The organism is Lysobacter xanthus, assembly GCF_047159895.1.
The window spans coordinates 79,742-95,490 of sequence record NZ_BAAGAB020000002.1 but is presented as its reverse complement, the minus strand read 5'-3'; the positions used below and the strand labels follow the sequence as shown (position 1 = coordinate 95,490).

Annotated in this window: 19 protein-coding genes and 1 tRNA gene; 14 read left to right on the top strand and 6 right to left on the bottom strand. The window is 69.7% G+C overall.

All coding sequences use genetic code 11. The features are described 5' to 3' along the window. Nucleotides 1-70 precede the first annotated feature (70 nt). Genes trpE through ACY35P_RS01745 form a run of 7 tightly spaced genes read left to right on the top strand, consistent with a single transcriptional unit; the run spans nucleotide 71 to nucleotide 5,921 of the window. A complete protein-coding gene (gene trpE / locus ACY35P_RS01775) occupies nucleotides 71-1,552 on the top strand; it encodes an anthranilate synthase component I (protein WP_462114103.1) in 1,482 nt (493 codons plus the stop codon). A 3-nt stretch (nucleotides 1,553-1,555) separates the two neighbouring features. Beyond that, complete coding sequence (locus ACY35P_RS01770) at nucleotides 1,556-2,455, top strand: hypothetical protein (RefSeq protein WP_462114102.1); 900 nt, start codon at nucleotides 1,556-1,558, stop codon at nucleotides 2,453-2,455. After that, complete coding sequence (locus ACY35P_RS01765) at nucleotides 2,455-3,033, top strand: anthranilate synthase component II (protein WP_462114101.1); 579 nt, start codon at nucleotides 2,455-2,457, stop codon at nucleotides 3,031-3,033. Before ACY35P_RS01770 ends, ACY35P_RS01765 begins: the two co-directional genes overlap by 1 nt. A 2-nt stretch (nucleotides 3,034-3,035) precedes the next feature. Further along, nucleotides 3,036-4,070, top strand: coding sequence for an anthranilate phosphoribosyltransferase (gene trpD, locus ACY35P_RS01760; RefSeq protein ID WP_462114100.1), 1,035 nt, complete (start codon nucleotides 3,036-3,038; stop codon nucleotides 4,068-4,070). Beyond that, nucleotides 4,067-4,408: an antibiotic biosynthesis monooxygenase family protein gene (locus tag ACY35P_RS01755; protein WP_462114099.1), complete on the top strand. Its 342-nt coding sequence runs from the start codon at nucleotides 4,067-4,069 to the stop codon at nucleotides 4,406-4,408. Before trpD ends, ACY35P_RS01755 begins: the two co-directional genes overlap by 4 nt. Continuing rightward, the gene (gene trpC, locus ACY35P_RS01750; RefSeq protein ID WP_462114098.1) at nucleotides 4,405-5,193 is read left to right on the top strand and encodes an indole-3-glycerol phosphate synthase TrpC; all 789 of its coding nucleotides are present in this window, start codon (nucleotides 4,405-4,407) and stop codon (nucleotides 5,191-5,193) included. The genes ACY35P_RS01755 and trpC overlap by 4 nt, the downstream gene beginning before the upstream one ends. Beyond that, a complete protein-coding gene (locus tag ACY35P_RS01745) occupies nucleotides 5,190-5,921 on the top strand; it encodes a haloacid dehalogenase-like hydrolase (protein ID WP_462114097.1) in 732 nt (243 codons plus the stop codon). Before trpC ends, ACY35P_RS01745 begins: the two co-directional genes overlap by 4 nt. A gap of 3 nt (nucleotides 5,922-5,924) precedes the next feature. On the opposite strand, the gene ACY35P_RS01740 is transcribed toward ACY35P_RS01745, so the two are convergent. The 3 genes from ACY35P_RS01740 to crp form a co-directional block, all read right to left on the bottom strand. Next, entirely contained in the window at nucleotides 5,925-6,599 is a 675-nt protein-coding gene (locus tag ACY35P_RS01740) for an energy transducer TonB (RefSeq protein ID WP_462114096.1), read from the bottom strand. Nucleotides 6,600-6,668: 69 nt separating this feature from the next. Then, a complete protein-coding gene (locus tag ACY35P_RS01735; RefSeq protein WP_462114095.1) occupies nucleotides 6,669-7,124 on the bottom strand; it encodes a GNAT family N-acetyltransferase in 456 nt (151 codons plus the stop codon). A 2-nt stretch (nucleotides 7,125-7,126) separates the two neighbouring features. Then, nucleotides 7,127-7,759, bottom strand: a complete 633-nt coding sequence (crp, locus tag ACY35P_RS01730) for a cAMP-activated global transcriptional regulator CRP (protein WP_462114132.1) — start codon at nucleotides 7,757-7,759, stop codon at nucleotides 7,127-7,129. 241 nt (nucleotides 7,760-8,000) lie between these two features. Between crp and speD the strand changes: the two genes are divergently transcribed. After that, on the top strand, nucleotides 8,001-8,795 hold the full coding sequence (speD, locus tag ACY35P_RS01725) for an adenosylmethionine decarboxylase (protein ID WP_462114094.1): 795 nt from the start codon (nucleotides 8,001-8,003) through the stop codon (nucleotides 8,793-8,795). A 63-nt stretch (nucleotides 8,796-8,858) separates the two neighbouring features. On the opposite strand, the gene coq7 is transcribed toward speD, so the two are convergent. Both coq7 and ACY35P_RS01715 read right to left on the bottom strand, forming a co-directional pair. Further along, nucleotides 8,859-9,506 (bottom strand): 2-polyprenyl-3-methyl-6-methoxy-1,4-benzoquinone monooxygenase, encoded by a 648-nt coding sequence (coq7, locus tag ACY35P_RS01720; RefSeq protein WP_462114093.1) that lies wholly within the window; start codon nucleotides 9,504-9,506, stop codon nucleotides 8,859-8,861. Between the two features lie 9 nt (nucleotides 9,507-9,515). Then, on the bottom strand, nucleotides 9,516-10,667 hold the full coding sequence (locus tag ACY35P_RS01715) for a (Fe-S)-binding protein (RefSeq protein WP_462114092.1): 1,152 nt from the start codon (nucleotides 10,665-10,667) through the stop codon (nucleotides 9,516-9,518). A gap of 168 nt (nucleotides 10,668-10,835) precedes the next feature. Between ACY35P_RS01715 and rplM the strand changes: the two genes are divergently transcribed. The 6 genes from rplM (at nucleotide 10,836) to maiA (ending at nucleotide 14,549) form a co-directional block, all read left to right on the top strand. Further along, entirely contained in the window at nucleotides 10,836-11,264 is a 429-nt protein-coding gene (gene rplM / locus ACY35P_RS01710; RefSeq protein WP_462114091.1) for a 50S ribosomal protein L13, read from the top strand. A gap of 11 nt (nucleotides 11,265-11,275) precedes the next feature. Continuing rightward, on the top strand, nucleotides 11,276-11,668 hold the full coding sequence (rpsI, locus tag ACY35P_RS01705; RefSeq protein WP_462114090.1) for a 30S ribosomal protein S9: 393 nt from the start codon (nucleotides 11,276-11,278) through the stop codon (nucleotides 11,666-11,668). A 63-nt stretch (nucleotides 11,669-11,731) separates the two neighbouring features. Beyond that, nucleotides 11,732-11,806, top strand: a tRNA-Gln gene (locus ACY35P_RS01700). A 77-nt stretch (nucleotides 11,807-11,883) separates the two neighbouring features. After that, a complete protein-coding gene (locus ACY35P_RS01695; protein WP_462114089.1) occupies nucleotides 11,884-12,639 on the top strand; it encodes a 2OG-Fe dioxygenase family protein in 756 nt (251 codons plus the stop codon). Nucleotides 12,640-12,803: 164 nt separating this feature from the next. Beyond that, nucleotides 12,804-13,790 carry a fumarylacetoacetate hydrolase family protein gene (locus ACY35P_RS01690; protein ID WP_462114088.1) on the top strand — a complete coding sequence of 329 codons (987 nt, stop codon included), beginning with the start codon at nucleotides 12,804-12,806 and terminating at the stop codon, nucleotides 13,788-13,790. Between the two features lie 84 nt (nucleotides 13,791-13,874). Further along, complete coding sequence (maiA, locus tag ACY35P_RS01685) at nucleotides 13,875-14,549, top strand: maleylacetoacetate isomerase (RefSeq protein WP_462114087.1); 675 nt, start codon at nucleotides 13,875-13,877, stop codon at nucleotides 14,547-14,549. Between the two features lie 69 nt (nucleotides 14,550-14,618). Here maiA and ACY35P_RS01680 read toward each other — a convergent pair whose 3' ends face one another. Next, nucleotides 14,619-15,725 carry a PilT/PilU family type 4a pilus ATPase gene (locus ACY35P_RS01680; protein ID WP_462114086.1) on the bottom strand — a complete coding sequence of 369 codons (1,107 nt, stop codon included), beginning with the start codon at nucleotides 15,723-15,725 and terminating at the stop codon, nucleotides 14,619-14,621. Nucleotides 15,726-15,749 lie beyond the last annotated feature (24 nt).

Sequence of the window (15,749 nt, the reverse complement as noted above, 5' to 3'; positions counted from 1 at the left end):
GGCGACGCACGGGTGGCGATGGCGGTCGTGAGCCGCCGCCGTCCCGATTCCGCGTGCCCAGGAAACCGCCGTGACCTCGCTCGAAACGTTCCAGCAGCAGGCCGCTGAAGGCCACACCCGCATCCCCGTCGTCCGCGAAGTGCTCTCCGACCTGGATACGCCGCTTTCGGTGTATCTCAAGCTCGCGGACGGCCCGCACACCTACCTGTTCGAATCCGTCGAAGGCGGCGAACGCTTCGGTCGCTACTCGATCATCGGCCTGCCGGCCAAGCGCGTGTACGCGTTCGCGGGCCACATGCTGGTGGTCAGCGAGGACGGCGAACTCGTCGAGGCACGCGAGGTCGAGGACCCGTTCGCCGAAGTCGAGCGCCTGCGCACGTCGCATTCGGTGCCGAAGATCGACGGACTGCCGGGCTTCACCGGCGGCCTCGTGGGCTGGTTCGGCTTCGAGTGCATCGACTACATCGAGCCGCGCCTCGCGACGGCGGGCCGCGGCAAGCCCGACGAGCTCGGCACGCCCGACATCCTGCTGATGCTCAGCGAGGAAGTCGCGGTCTTCGACAACCTCAAGGGTCGTCTGTATCTCATCGTGCACGCGGATCCGCGCGAGGAGCGCGCGTTCGCGAAAGCCAACCGCCGTCTCGACGAGCTCGTGCACCGACTGCGCCAGGGCGGGCCCGGTTATCCGGAAACGCTGCAGTCCGCCGCGCTCGACGAATCGGACTTCGTCTCCGGCTTCACGCAGGACGGCTTCATCGCCGCGGTGGAGAAGTCGAAGGACTACATCCGCGCCGGCGACATCTTCCAGGTGGTGCTGAGCCAGCGCCTGTCGGTGCCGTTCGCCGCGCGCCCGGTCGACGTCTACCGCGCCCTGCGCGCGCTGAATCCGTCGCCGTACATGTACTTCCTCGACGTCGGCGACATGCAGGTCGTCGGTAGTTCGCCCGAGATCCTGGTGCGCCTGCAGGACGGCGAAGTCACCGTGCGCCCGATCGCCGGCACGCGGCCGCGCGGCGAAACGCCGGAGCAGGACGCCGCGCTCGAGGCGGAGCTGCTCGCCGACCCGAAGGAGCGCGCCGAGCACCTGATGCTGATCGACCTCGGCCGCAACGACGTCGGTCGCGTCAGCGAGGCCGGCACCGTCGAGGTGGGCGAGCAGTTCGTCATCGAGCGCTACAGCCACGTCATGCACATCGTGAGCGAAGTGACGGGGCGCCTGAAGGACGGCTTGAGCTACGCCGACGTGCTGCGCGCCACGTTCCCGGCCGGCACCGTGAGCGGCGCGCCGAAGATCCGTGCGCTCGAGGTGATCCGCGAGCTCGAACCGATCAAGCGCAACGTCTACGCGGGATCGATCGGCTACATCGGCTGGCATGGCGACGCCGACACCGCGATCGCGATCCGCACCGCCGTCATCCAGGACGGCCGCCTGTACGTGCAGGCCGGCGCCGGCATCGTCTACGACTCCGACCCGCAGAAGGAATGGGAAGAGACGATGAACAAGGGCCGCGCGCTGTTCCGCGCGGTCGCGCAGGCAGCGAAGGGGCTGTAGCGCATGACGCCTTCGACGATGAATCGCTTTGTCATTTCGGTCGCATCGGTCGCGTGCGCGGCGCTCTGCATTGCGCCGGCTGTCGCCGATCCGTCCTCGACCGCGACCTTGCCGGGTGGACGCGTCGAAGCGGAAATCAACGTCGAAGGTGCCGTAATCCGCTACGACGGCGTGCTGTCCGAGTCGAACACCGCTCGCTTCGTGCGCGCGTTGAACGCGCAGCCGAACGTGACGACGCTGCAGGTGCGATCGCGTGGCGGCGACGCGATCCCGGCCCTGCGGATGGGCGAGGCCGTCCGCGCGAGAGACCTGACCGTCGTGGTCGACCGTGCCTGCAATTCGGGCTGCGCCAATTACCTGTTCACCCCGGCCCGGCAGCGACGCATTCTGCCCGGTAGCGAAGTCATCTGGCACAACAAGTGCCCGCAGAATACCGGGGCCGATACGCCCTACGAGCGCGTGCTGGCGGGGCAGGTCGGCAACGTCGGGGGCGTGCTCAAGCGCGGCGGTGCCGACGTTTCGCCGGATGAGCGGGACCGCCTGCTGCACGCGCGCGGCGACGAGCTTGCCCGCAAGCTTCGGATATACGTCCAGGAGTGGGCGACCCTGCATCAGCGGTTCTTCGCGGCCAGCGACGTCGATGCGCGCATCGTGTGCCTGGGCGACTACGTCGAGCTTCCGCTGCAGGGGGCATACGGTTACGCGCTATCGCAGCAGGACATGGAAGCGTTCGGTCTGTGTGGCATCGACATGCCGGCTGACTACGAGGCAGGCGTCGCGCGCGCCCTCGAAGAAGAGGGCAAGGCATCCGTGGCCGGCGTGATCCGCTTGGCCGACTTCCCTGCTCTACATCCTTCGCCGCGACGTGCGTGCGCGACGCCGTCCGCTTTGGGAATCCGCTGATGCTGTTGATGATCGACAACTACGACAGCTTCACCTGGAACCTCGTGCAGTACCTGCAGGCGCTGGGGGCCGAGGTGAAGGTGGTGCGCAACGACGAGCTGTCCGTGCCGCAGATCGACGCGCTGGCGCCCGAACGCATCGTGATTTCGCCGGGGCCCTGCACGCCGAACGAGGCCGGCGTCTGCGTCGACGTGATCCGTGAGCTGGGCCCGCGCGTTCCGCTGCTCGGCGTCTGCCTCGGGCACCAGTCGATCGGACAGGCCTACGGGGGCGACGTGGTGCGCGCGAAGACGATCATGCACGGCAAGACATCGCGCATCCGCCACGAAGGCCGGGGCGTCTTCGCCGGCCTGCCGGACGCCTACGAAGCGACGCGTTACCACTCGCTGGTCGTCGCGCGCGACACCCTGCCGGCATCGCTCGAGATGACCGCGTGGACCGAGGACGAGGCCGGTGGCTTCGACGAGATCATGGGCCTGCGCCATCGCGAGCACCCGGTCGAAGGCGTGCAGTTCCATCCCGAGTCGATCCTCACCCAGCACGGCCATGCGCTGCTGAAGAACTTCCTGGAGCGGTGAGCATGTCGATGACCCCGCAGCAGGCGCTGCAGCGCACGATCGAGCATCGCGAGATCTTCCACGACGAGATGGTCGGGCTGATGCGCATGATCATGCGCGGCGAGGTGAGCCCGACGATGACCGCGGCGATCCTCACCGGCCTGCGCGTCAAGAAGGAAACGGTCGGCGAGATCGCGGGCGCGGCGCAGGTGATGCGAGAGTTCGCGCTGCCGGTGCAGATCGCCGACCGCACGCATCTCGTCGACATCGTCGGCACCGGCGGCGACGGTGCGAGCACGTTCAACATCTCGACCGCGAGCATGTTCGTGGTGGCCGCGGCCGGCGCGCAGGTCGCCAAGCACGGCGGCCGCAGCGTCTCGTCGAGTTCCGGCAGTGCCGACGTGCTGGAGTCGCTCGGCGCGTACATCGAACTGCCGCCGGAGAAGGTGTCCGACTGCATCGCGCGCACCGGGATCGGCTTCATGTTCGCGCCGCTGCACCATCCGGCGATGAAGGTCGTCGCGCCCGTGCGCCGCGAGATGGGCGTGCGGACGCTGTTCAACATCCTCGGCCCGCTCACGAACCCGGCGGGCGCGCCCAACATCCTGATGGGCGTGTTCCATCCCGACCTGGTCGGTATCCAGGTGCGGGTACTGCAGGAGCTCGGCGCGGAGCGCGCGATGGTGGTCTGGGGCCGCGACGGCATGGACGAGCTTTCGCTCGGCGCCGGGACGCTCGTCGGCGAGCTGCGCGATGGCGTGGTGCGCGAGTACGAGGTGCACCCGGAAGACTTCGGCATCGCGATGGCCGCGAGCCGCAACCTCAAGGTGGCCGATGCGGCGGAATCGCGCGCCATGCTGATGGCGGCGCTGGACGACGAACCCGGCCTGCCGCGGGAGATCGTCGCGCTCAACGCCGGTGCAGCGCTGTACGTCGCGGGCCGCGCCGAGTCGATCGCCGACGGCATCGCGCTCGCCCGTCGTGCGATCGCCTCCCGCGCCGCGCGCGAGAAGCTCGATGCGTTCGTCGCCACCACGCGCGAGCTCGCGCGGGCATGACGACGGGTTTCGCGGCCACGCCGGCGCCGCCGTACTGGATGGTGTCGTTCACGTCGCGGCGCAGCGCCGTGGACGCCGAGGCCTACGCCGACGCGGCCGCACGCATGGCGACGCTCGCGGCTGCCCAGCCGGGGTTCCTCGGCATGGAATCGGTGCGTGGCGACGACGGCTTCGGCATCACGCTGTCGTACTGGGTGGACGAAGCCTCCATCGCCGCCTGGCGCGACCACGCCGAGCACCGCGCGACCCGCGAGGCCGGTCGCGTGCACTGGTACGACCATTTCGACGTGCGCATCGCCAAGGTCGAGCGCGCCTATTCCCGCAGGGACGATCGATGAGCGACATCCTCAACACCATCCTCGCGCGCAAGGTCGAGGAGATCGCACAGCGCAGCCGCGTGCGCTCGCTCGCCGACCTCAAGGCGCGCGCCGCCGATGCGCCGTCCGCGCGCGGCTTCGTCGATGCGATCCGCGCGAAGCATGCGGCCGGGTTGCCGGCGGTCATCGCCGAAGCGAAGAAGGCGAGCCCGTCGAAAGGCCTGATCCGCCCGGATTTCGATCCCGCGCAGATCGCGCGCAGCTACGAGGGCGGCGGCGCCGCCTGCCTGTCGGTGCTGACCGACGTGGACTTCTTCCAGGGCAGCAACCTCTACCTCGGGCTCGCGCACCGCGCCTGCACGCTGCCGATCATCCGCAAGGATTTCACGATCGATCCGTACCAGGTCTACGAAGCGCGCTTCATCGGTGCCGACGCGATCCTGCTGATCGTCGCCGCGCTCGAGGACGGCCCGCTCGTGGACATGGCGAACCTCGCGATGGAACTCGGCATGGACGTGCTGGTCGAGGTGCACGACATCGACGAGCTCGAACGTGCGCTGCAGACCGACTGTCCGCTGATCGGCGTGAACAACCGCAACCTGCGCACGTTCGAGGTCTCGCTCGACACGACCATCGAGCTCAAGCAGGCGGTGCCGACCGACCGCATCCTCGTCACCGAGAGCGGCATCGCCACGCGGGCGGACGTCGCGAAAATGCGCGAGGCGGGCGTCGAGACGTTCCTCGTGGGCGAGAGCTTCATGCGCGAGCGCGACCCGGGCGCGGCGCTGCAACGCCTGTTCGCATGAGCCTCGAGGGCCCGCGTGCGCCGGCGCAGGCGGCCGATGCGCCGCTCGTGGTCTTCGATTTCGACCACACCCTGTACGACGGCGACTCCGGCAGCCACCTGTTCGCCTCGCTGATCCGCCGCAGCGTCTGGCGGACGCTGCTGGCGCTGCTGATCGCGCCGATCGCCGGGCCGATGGTGGCGTTCCTGCCGACGCGGCGGCGCGGCATCGGTGCCTTCGTCTGGGTGGCGACGATCTTCGAGCGCGACGATTTCGACCGTCTCATCGACCGCTACGTGCGGGACCATGCCGAAGGCATCCAGGCGCGCCTGCTGCCGATCGCACTGGGCGTGCTGCATGCGCATCGTGTCGCCGGCGACCGCGTGGTCGTCGCCACCGGTGCGCCGCCGCGACTGGCGCGCGCGATCCTGGGCTTCGTCGCGCACGAGGACCTGCCCGTGGTGGGCACCGACGTGGCCCGGCGCCTCGGCGCCTACATGGCGGTGCGCCACTGCCACCATGCGATGAAGATGCGCATGCTCGACGACGCGGGCTTCGGCGGGACGGTGGAGCGCGCCTATTCGGACAGCACGGCCGACCTGCCGCTGCTGCTCGCGGCGCGCCATCCCGTGGTCGTGAACCCGAAGGCCAAGTCGGTCGACTTCTTCCGCAAACGCCTGCCGCCCGGCACGCCCGTGCTCAACTGGGGCTGCCCCGGCCGCGCGGGCGATCGCGTCGAGGCCGGCTGAGGCTCAGAACTGCAGGGCGACCCGCAGCCAGCCGGCGACGGGGGTTCCGGCGCGGCGTGCGGGGACGTAACGCCACTGGCTCACTACGGACATCGCGGTTTCCAGCGCGCGCTCCGGGCACGCCTGCTGGACGATGACCAACGCTGTCGCGGCCCCGCTTTCGTCCACCAGCACGTCAAACGTCGCCGATCCTCCGGCCGCGCCGGCGAGCCCCGGCGTCGAGGCCGGGTCGAAACCTGCGCGATAGCCTGCGATTTCCTGGGGTGCCTGGTCGGCGGCGGGTACCTCGACGGCCGTGCGATCGCTGTAGACGACCACACTGATGCCCGCCTCCGGATCGAACTGCCAGAGCGGCGCTTCGGTGGTATCGGCCGTCGCACGGCCACCGGTGCCGTCCGAAGCCGCCGCTGTCGGTGCGGGCTCGACCGCGGGCGGGGGCGTGGGCGCCTTCTCCAGCGGTGACGGTGGCGCGGGCGGCGCGGGTGGTGGGGGAGCGGGCAGGCGGATCACCTGCACCACCGGCGCCTCGTCCAGGAGGACACGGCGGAGTGGAGCAGCGGGGAGGAACAACAGCAGCGCGAGCGCCGCATGCGCGGCGAAGGCGACGGACAGCGCGGCGATGCGCAGCGGATCGGGTCGCGCGCGCACGGCGCGGTCCGGGGCGGTGTCGGCGGGCACGGCAGGTCGGGAACGGTCGAGGCGGCGGATTCTAGGCATCGGGTGCCACAGTGGCGTGCAGCCGCGGGCTTAGTCCCCGAGCAGCTTCGCGAAGTGCAGCGCGACCGCGCCGTAGCCGCAACCGCGGTAGAAGGCCTCCGCGTGCTCGCGGCTCGCCGCCGAGGTCACCTCGATGCGGGTCGCCCCGGTCTGCCGCGCGATCGACTCGACCTCGCGCAGCAGGCGACGCCCCACGCCCTGCCGCTCGCACTCCGGCATCACGACGAGCGCGGTGATCCGCGCCTGCTCATTGCCGCGCACGAGCGAGTAGCGCAGGTCCATGCCGGCAAGCCCACAGGCGTGCCCGCCGATCTCCGCGAGCAGCAGGCGCTGGCGAGGATCGGAGAGCACGAGGGTGATGCGCTCGGCCGCGTCGTCGCGACTGCAGGGATAACCGAGGACTTCGAGGAGCCGCGCCACGTCGTGCGCATCGCCCACCCGCGCGTCGCGGATGCGGATGCCGTCGGGCGCGTCCCCGTAGCCCATGGTCAGCGGGTGCCGTAGAGGACGACCGTCTTCCCGCGTGCGTGGAGCAGCCCGTCGGCCTGCAGCTTCTTCAGCACGCGTCCGGCCATCTCGCGCGAACAGCCGACCAGGCGCGAGAGCTCCTGCCGGGACACGCGGATCTGCGTGCCCTGCGGATGGCTCATCGCCTCCGGCTCCTTCGAGAGGTCGTGGAGCGTGCGCACGATGCGGTCGGTGACGTCGAGGAAGGCCAGGCGGCCGGCCTTGCGGCTGGTGTCGAGCAGGCGACGGGAGATCTGCGCGCCGATCGAGTACAGCAGCTTCGGCGCATCGGTCGACAGCCGGGTCATCAGCAGGTCGTAGAAGCGCTCGTGGCCGATCTCGGCGAGCTCGGTCGCGGTGCGGGTGCGCAGGGTCACCTCGCGGCGGTCGCTCTCGATGAACAGGCCCATCTCGCCGACGAACTGGCCGGGGCCGAAGTAGCCGAGGACCAGCTCGCGGCCGTCCTCCTCCTCGTTGATGATGCTCACCGAGCCGGAGATGACGAAATAGAGGGTGGTGGCCGAATCGCCGGGCCGGAACACGTCGGTCCTGGACGGGTAGCGGCGGCGGTGGCAGTGCGCCAGGAAGCGATCGATCGCCGCGTTGTCGGGCATCAGGGGGCTCGACGGTCGACGCGCCGCGGGCTGGTACGCCAGGTCGGGGGACATGGGCGGGGCTCGAGGGGAACTGAACCGACTATATAGACCATCACGGCTGAAGGGCCAATCCCGTCACTGTTTGCCCGTTGGCGTCCGTTCCGGGCGGGATACGGCGTCGTTCCGCGCCGTTCGTTCCCCCATCACCCCGCATGCCCCATAATCCCGCGCCTGCCTCCAGCCTCCGGGATCCACCCACGTGGTCAAGCCTCTGCCGCGCCTGCGGCTCCAGGGATTCAACAACCTGACCAAGGCGTTGTCGTTCAACATCTACGACATCTCCTACGCCGCGTCCGAGGACGAGCGCCAGCGCTACATCCAGTACATCGACGAGGCGTACAACGCCGACCGGCTGACGCAGATCCTGACGGACGTCGCCGAGATCATCGGTGCGAACATCCTGAACATCGCGCGCCAGGACTACGACCCGCAGGGCGCGTCGGTGACGATCCTGATCTCCGAAGAGCCGGTGATCGACAAGAAGGACGCGGGCAAGGAAATCATTTCCGATGCCGTCGTCGCGCACATGGACAAGTCGCACATCACGGTGCACACGTATCCGGAGACGCATCCGGACAACGGCATCGCGACCTTCCGCGCCGACATCGACGTGGCCACCTGCGGCGTCATCTCGCCGCTGAAGGCGCTCAACTACCTGATCGAGAGTTTCGAGTCCGACATCGTCGTGCTCGACTACCGGGTGCGCGGCTTCACCCGCGACATCAAGGGCAAGAAGCACTACATCGACCACAAGATCAATTCGATCCAGGACTACCTGGCGAAGAACATCAAGAACCGCTACGAGATGCTCGACGTCAACGTCTACCAGGAAAACATCTTCCACACGAAGATGCACCTGAAGGACTTCGACCTCGACACGTACCTGTTCGAGGAGAAGTCCAAGAACCTCTCGTTCAAGGACCGCCTCAAGATCGAGGCGCGCCTGAAGCGCGAGATCGAGGAGCTCTACCACGGCCGCAACCTGATCGACTGATCGGTTCGAGGCACACGCAAAAGCCGGCGCGATGCCGGCTTTTTTCGTTTGCCCCGGCGTCGCTCAGAGCCGGTAGGCGACCGTCTTCATCACCTTGGACGCCGCGGCCATCGCCTGCGGGATCGGCACGGGCAGGACGCGTGCACCGGCGGCCTCGGCATTGTCGGCATGGCGCGCCTCGTCGGCCTTCATCACCTCGAGGATCGCGCGGCTGCGCACGTCGGCCGGCGGCAGCGACTCCAGGTGGTGGTCGATGTGCGCTTCCACCTGGCGTTCGGTCTCGACCACGAAGCCGAGGTTCCAGCCGTCGCCGCGCAGCCCCGCCGCGAGGCCGATCGCATAGCTGCCGGCGTACCACAGCGGATTGAGCAGGCTCGGGCGGCTGTCGAGTTCCCGCAGCCGATCCGCGCACCAGGCGAGGTGGTCGGTCTCCTCCTGCGCCGCGTGCAGCAGCTGCTCGCGCGTGCGCGCATCGCGCGCCACCGAGGCCTGTCCGATGTACAGCGCCTGCGCGCAGACCTCGCCGACGTGGTTGATGCGCATGAGCCCCGCGGCGTGCCGACGCTCGTCGTCGTCCAGCACGATGTCCGGCTGCGCGTCGGCGGGATTGCGGCGGACGGCGGGCGGGTCACCGGCGACGGTCTCCAGCGCGCGCTGCGCGGCGTCGATCCAGCGGTCGAGGGCGGTGAGGCGGCGGGCGTGGCTGTGCATGCCGCCAGTCTAGCGACGGGGCGGTGACGCGTCGTCGAGCTGCGCGGCAAGGAACTCGACCGGATGCACCACCTCGATCCGCAGGCCGTTGCGCAGGTGGAGCCGGCAGCCGAGGTTGGCGCTCAGGACGAGAGCGGGCGCCCGCGCCTCGACCTGCGCGACAAGCGGCGCGCGGAACGTGGCGGCACGGTCCGGATCGACGAGCATCGTGCTGCCGGCGGCGCCGCAGCAGCCGTCGCCTGCGTCGAGGTCGACGATGTCGAGGCCGGGAACCTGCGCGAGCAGGCGGCGCAGCGCCGGCACGCTGCGCGCGACGTTGCGCTGGGTGCAGGGCAGGTGCAGGGCGACGCGGCCTTCGAAGCCGCGGAAGCGCAGCGCGTCGACGTGGCGGGCCAGCACGACCAGCGCGTCCTCTACGCCGGGCGCGCTGGCGACGACCGCTTCATGACAGCCGCTCGCCAACGTGACGACGCACGCCTGGCCATCGAAGGCGGCCGCGTTCGCGTGCTGCAGGCGATCCGCGGTCGAGGCATCGCCCGCGTGGCGATGGAGCGAGCCGCAGCAGCCCTGGCCGGCGGGCTCGACCAGGTCGATGCCGATCGCGTCGAACAGACGGTGCAACGCCCGCCGCGTCGGAGGCTCGTAGGCGTCGGCAACGCAGCCGACGAAGAGCGCGGCCCGCGGGCGGGTCGAGGCCGGTCCGGTCGGAACGGTGCGAACCGGCGCCGGGGGGCGGGGCAGCGGCCGCAGGCGCGCCGGCAGCAGCGGGAAGGCACGGCGGTAGGTGGCGAGCAGCCGACGCAGCAGGCCGGGCCGGGCCGCGAGCGCTTCGATCGTCCGCTGGCGGAGGCCCGCCGGGCGGCGCCGGCGCTGTCGCGCCCGCGCCTCGTGCAGCAGCGCGCCGTAGCGCACGCCGGCGGGACAGACCGCTTCGCAGCTTCTGCAGCCGAGACAGGCATCCAGATGCGCATCGCCGACGGGGCCGGGCTCGAGCGCCTCCAGCGCCCAGCCGCGCGCCAGGGCGATCCGGCCGCGGGGCGATTCGGCCTCGATCCGGCCCTGGCGGTACGTCGGGCACGCGGGCAGGCACAGGCCGCACTGCACGCACTGGTCGGCCAGCGCGACCAGCGGGTCGGCCGAGGGCGGTCGGGGCAGGGGCATGGCGCGATGCTAGCGCGGCCTTGACGCGGCTTGCACGCGGGCACGCCCGCCGGCTATGATTCCGCTTCTGTGTCACCCCGGGACCCCGGTCCCACCACAACGCGTGGCGAAGTTCGGATGCCCCGGCGTCCCAACCAACCCGACCAGGCACCCACCAAGAGTTTTGTCATGAAGACCTTTATCGCCAAGTCCGAGACCGTCCAGCGCGACTGGTATCTCGTCGACGCCTCCGGCAAGACCCTGGGCCGCCTGGCCTCGGAGCTCGCCCGCCGCCTGCGCGGCAAGCACAAGCCCGTGTTCACCCCGCACGTCGACACCGGCGACTACCTGATCGTCGTCAACGCCGACAAGATCGCGGTCACCGGCAACAAGCTGCAGGACAAGAAGTACCACCGCTTCACCGGCTACGTCGGCAACCTGAAGACGGAGTCGCTGGCCCAGGCGCTCGAGCGCCATCCGGAGCGCGTGATCGAGATCGCGGTGAAGGGCATGCTGCCGAAGGGCCCGCTGGGCCGCGCCATGTACCGCAAGCTGAAGGTCTACAAGGGTGCCGAGCACCCGCACGCCGCGCAGCAGCCGCAGACGCTCGACATCTAAGGTCCTAGAACATGGCTACCCAGCAGAATTACGGCACCGGCCGCCGCAAGTCCTCCACCGCCCGCGTGTTCCTGCGCACGGGCTCGGGCAACATCACGATCAACCAGCGTCCGATCGACGAGTTCTTCGGTCGCGAGACGGCGCGCATGATCGTGCGCCAGCCGCTCGAGCTGACCAAGAACGTCGACACGTTCGACGTGGTCGTGACGGTCGCCGGCGGCGGCATCACCGGCCAGGCCGGTGCGATCCGCCTCGGCATCGCCCGCGCGCTCGTCGAGTACGACGAAGGCCTGAAGGGTGACCTGCGCCGCGCCGGCTTCATGACGCGCGACGCCCGCGAGGTCGAGCGCAAGAAGGTCGGCCTGCACAAGGCCCGCCGCGCCACGCAGTTCTCGAAGCGCTAATCGCGCTTCACCGGATGCTGGCGGGCTTGCCGTCAGCATCCGACGCAGTAGAATTCGCTTCATAGCCCCGTCGCCAAGCGGTAAGGCACCTGACTCTGACTCAGGCATTCGGTGGTTCGAATCCATCCGGGGCTGCCATACATCGACCGGTTCGCCGGTCACCCGAAGACCCGCCTCGCGCGGGTCTTCGCGTATCCGGGGTCAGGAGAATCGCGATGGTCGTCCGCTTCCCGCCGCCGGTGGTGCCCGCCGCGCTCGCCGTGCAGCGGCTCGCCGCGAAAGGCTATGCGGTGCTGGCACCGGACGCGGTGGTCCACCTGTGCGGCGCGGCGACCGCCGCCTTGCCCTCGCTCGCGCCGACCTGGAACGACCTCCAGCCCGATGCCTACCTGCGCGACGGTGGCCGCTATCGGCGGCGCCGGCATTCGTGTTTCGTGGTCGAAGGCGACGAGGTGGTGCAGGCGCCGCATCGCGCGCACTGGCAGTCGCTCGACTACAACGCGCTGCACGGCGGCATGCATCGCTGGTTCGAACCGGTCGCCCCGCCAACCGCGACCGCGCCCGCGTTCGTCGAACTCATGCAGGGCCTCGGCCGCGTCTTCTCCGCGGTGCGACCGGCGTCGCGCTGGTTCGTCGAGGCGCACCAGTTCCGCATCGACACGGCGGGCGGTGTCGGCCGGCCCACGCCGGAAGGCGCGCATCGCGACGGCGTCGACTTCGTCGCGGTGCTGCTCGTCGATCGGGCGGGCATCAAGGGCGGCGAGACGCGTGTCTTCGAGGCCGAGGGCCCGGCGGGCGAGCGGTTCACGCTCGAGACGCCGTGGTCGGCGCTGCTGCTCGACGACACGCGCGTCATCCACGAGTCCACGCCCATCCAGCCGGCGGGCGAGGGCGGCGACGGACATCGCGACACGCTGGTGCTGACCTATCGCGCGGGTGGATTCCAGGGCGACGCGCCCGGCGATCGCTGAGCGCGGCGAGCGCCGAGGCTCGGGGTTCGCGTCCAGGCCCGGGGTGCCTGCGTCGGCCCGGTGCTTCGGGTCGCATACGCGTTCCGCCCACCGCAGCCACGCTCGAACGCGGTCGTTACAATTGAAACCATCGCGCCGCCGGGCGCCCGTGACTGGAGCATGCGATGAAGCTGGGATCCCTCAAGGAAGGCGGCCGCGACGGCACGCTGGTCGTGGTCTCGCGCGACCTCGCGCGGGCCGTGCGCGCCGACGGCATCGCGCCGACCCTGCAGCGCGCGCTCGAGGACTGGTCGAACGTCGCGCCGCGCCTGAATGCGCTGTCCGAAGCGCTGGATGCCGGCCGCGCCGAAGGTGCATTCGACCTCGACGTCGCCCAGCTCGCCGCGCCGCTGCCGCGCGCCTATGAATTCGTCGACGGCTCGGCCTACCTGCCGCACGTCGAGCGCGTGCGCCGCGCGCGAGGCGCCGAAGTGCCGCAGAGCTTCTACACCGATCCGCTGATGTACCAGGCAACCAGCGCCGGCTTCCTCGCCCCGCGCGATCCGGTGCGCGTGCCGAGCGAGAGCTACGGCATCGACCTCGAAGCGGAAGTGGTGGTGATCACCGACGACGTGCCGATGGCGGCGACGCCAGCCGAATGCGCCGAACACATCCAGCTCGTCGGGCTCATCAACGATGTCTCGCTGCGCAACCTGATTCCCGACGAGCTCGCCAAGGGCTTCGGCTTCCTGCAGTCCAAGCCGCGGTCGGCGCTGAGCCCGGTGTTCGTCACCCCGGACGAGCTCGGCGACGCATGGCAGGGCAACAAGGTGCACCGGCCGCTGGTCACGCACATCAATGGCGCCTGGTTCGGCGCGCCCGAGGCCGGCGTCGACATGCAGTTCGACTTCGCGCAGCTCATCGCCCATGCCGCGAAGACGCGGCCGCTGTCCGCCGGCACGATCGTCGGCTCGGGCACGGTCGCCAACCAGGACACGTCGCTGGGCGCCTCGTGCTTCGCCGAGAAGCGGACGGTGGAGACGCTCGAGCACGGCAAGCCGTCCACGCCGTTCATGAGCTACGGCGACACGGTGCGCATCGAGATGCTCGACCGCGACGGCCGCAGCCTCTTCGGGGCGATCGAGCAGCGCATCGAGCCGCACGCCGGCTGACCGGCGATGCCCGCCGTCGGACGGCACGCGCCGTCCACGGCGACGCGGTAACGTGAACCGCGCACCCCACTGCCGCCGCCGCCCGTGACCGAATCCCTGCGTCTCTATTCCTACTGGCGCTCGAGCGCCGCCTATCGCGTGCGCATCGGGCTCGCGCTGAAGGGCCTGCGCTACGACATCGTGCCCGTGCACCTCGTGCGCGACGGCGGCGAGCAGCACTCGCCCGCGTTCCAGGAGACCAATCCGCAGGAACTCGTGCCGGTGCTGCAGCACGGCCACCGGCTGTTCCGGCAGTCGATGGCGATCCTGGAATACCTCGACGAGACGTGGCCCGCGCCGGCGCTGCTGCCGGCGCTCGCGCGCGACCGCGCCCGCGTGCGCGCGCTCGCGCAGCTCGTCGCCTGCGACATCCATCCGCTCAACAACCTGCGCGTGCTGCAGTACTTCGAGCACGAATGGAATGCGCCGCAGGCCGAGCGCGACGAATGGGTGCGGCACTGGATCGCGAAGGGTTTCGACGCGATGGAGGCCTCGCTCCTCGACCATCCGGCCACCGGGGAATTCTGCGAGGGCGACCTGCCGACGCTCGCCGACTGCTGCCTCGTGCCGCAGGTCTACAACGCGCGCCGCTTCGGGCTCGACATCGCGCGCTGGCCGACGATCGCGCGGATCGACGCGGCCTGCCTCGCGCTCCCCGCGTTCGACGTCGCGCGGCCGGAGCGCCAGCCCGACTGCCCGGAGGCGCAGCGCGCCGGCTGAGCCTGCGCGCCACCGCACAACGAAAGACGGCGCCCGTGGGCGCCGTCGTCGTTTCTCAGCCTTGCGTCGTCAGACGGGGCTGTAGATGTCGCCGTACGGATCGTGCTCCGCGCCCGCGCCTTCGGAGAGGCGGAACTTGAGCGCCAGGCCGTCGCGCGAGTCGGCGGCACGCAGCGCGGCCTCCATGTCGATGCGGCCTTCCTTCTGCAGCCGGAACAGGCACTGGTCGAAGGTCTCCATGCCTTCCTCCAGCGATTCCTCCATCGCCTGCTTGATCTCGTGCACCTGCCCGCGGCGCATCAGGTCGCGCACGTGCGGCGTGTTGATCAACACCTCGGTGGCCGGCATGCGGCGACCGTCGACGCCCACCACCAGGCGCTGGCTCACCACCGCGCGCAGGTTCAGCGCGAGGTTCATGAGCACGTTCTTGTGCGCGGATTCCGGGAAGAAGTTGAGGATGCGCTCGAGCGTCTGGTCCGCATTGTTCGAGTGCAGCGTCGCGAGGCACAGATGCCCGGTTTCGGCGAACGAGATGGCCGCTTCCATCGTGGTCGCGTCCAGGATCTCGCCGATCAGGATGACGTCCGGCGCCTCGCGCATCGCGTTCTTCAGCGCGTTGTGGAAGCTGTGCGTGTCGAGACCGACCTCGCGCTGGTTCACGATCGACTTCTTGTGGCGGTGCAGGAACTCGATCGGATCCTCGATGGTGAGGATGTGGCCCGACATGTTCGAGTTGCGGTAGTCGATCATCGACGCGAGCGTCGTCGACTTGCCCGAGCCCGTGCTGCCCACGATCAGCACCAGTCCGCGCGGCGAGGTGATGATCTCCTTCAGCACCTGCGGCAGCTGCAGCTCCTCGATCGAGGGAATCACGCTGCGGATCGCGCGGATCACCATGCCGACTTCGCCGCGCTGCTTGAAGACGTTGACGCGGAAGCGACCGGAGTCGGGCAGGGCGTAGGCCATGTTGAGCTCGAGGTTGGTCTCGAACTCCGGCACCTGGCCCTCGTCCATCAGCGAATAGGCGATCTTCTTGACCATGCCCGACGGCAGGCCGGTATTGCCCAACGGCTGGAGCTTGCCTTCGACCTTGATGTAGACGGGCGCGCCGGTGGTCAGAAACATGTCCGACGCGTTCTTCTCCGTCATCAGCTTCAGGAAGTAGCCGATGTCCATGCAGTCTCCTCGTATGGCCTGCGG

Excerpts from the sequence above, each read along its gene's own strand:
- ACY35P_RS01770 (WP_462114102.1), top strand. The coding sequence starts at position 1,556 with ATGACGCCTTCGACGATGAATCGCTTTGTCATTTCGGTCGCATCGGTC.
- ACY35P_RS01765 (WP_462114101.1), top strand. The coding sequence starts at position 2,455 with ATGCTGTTGATGATCGACAACTACGACAGCTTCACCTGGAACCTCGTG.
- trpD (WP_462114100.1), top strand. The coding sequence starts at position 3,036 with ATGTCGATGACCCCGCAGCAGGCGCTGCAGCGCACGATCGAGCATCGC.
- ACY35P_RS01755 (WP_462114099.1), top strand. The coding sequence starts at position 4,067 with ATGACGACGGGTTTCGCGGCCACGCCGGCGCCGCCGTACTGGATGGTG.
- trpC (WP_462114098.1), top strand. The coding sequence starts at position 4,405 with ATGAGCGACATCCTCAACACCATCCTCGCGCGCAAGGTCGAGGAGATC.
- ACY35P_RS01745 (WP_462114097.1), top strand. The coding sequence starts at position 5,190 with ATGAGCCTCGAGGGCCCGCGTGCGCCGGCGCAGGCGGCCGATGCGCCG.
- ACY35P_RS01735 (WP_462114095.1), bottom strand. The coding sequence starts at position 7,124 with ATGGGCTACGGGGACGCGCCCGACGGCATCCGCATCCGCGACGCGCGG.
- crp (WP_462114132.1), bottom strand. The coding sequence starts at position 7,759 with ATGCCCGACAACGCGGCGATCGATCGCTTCCTGGCGCACTGCCACCGC.
- coq7 (WP_462114093.1), bottom strand. The coding sequence starts at position 9,506 with ATGCACAGCCACGCCCGCCGCCTCACCGCCCTCGACCGCTGGATCGAC.
- ACY35P_RS01715 (WP_462114092.1), bottom strand. The coding sequence starts at position 10,667 with ATGCCCCTGCCCCGACCGCCCTCGGCCGACCCGCTGGTCGCGCTGGCC.
- rplM (WP_462114091.1), top strand. The coding sequence starts at position 10,836 with ATGAAGACCTTTATCGCCAAGTCCGAGACCGTCCAGCGCGACTGGTAT.
- rpsI (WP_462114090.1), top strand. The coding sequence starts at position 11,276 with ATGGCTACCCAGCAGAATTACGGCACCGGCCGCCGCAAGTCCTCCACC.
- ACY35P_RS01695 (WP_462114089.1), top strand. The coding sequence starts at position 11,884 with ATGGTCGTCCGCTTCCCGCCGCCGGTGGTGCCCGCCGCGCTCGCCGTG.
- ACY35P_RS01690 (WP_462114088.1), top strand. The coding sequence starts at position 12,804 with ATGAAGCTGGGATCCCTCAAGGAAGGCGGCCGCGACGGCACGCTGGTC.
- ACY35P_RS01680 (WP_462114086.1), bottom strand. The coding sequence starts at position 15,725 with ATGGACATCGGCTACTTCCTGAAGCTGATGACGGAGAAGAACGCGTCG.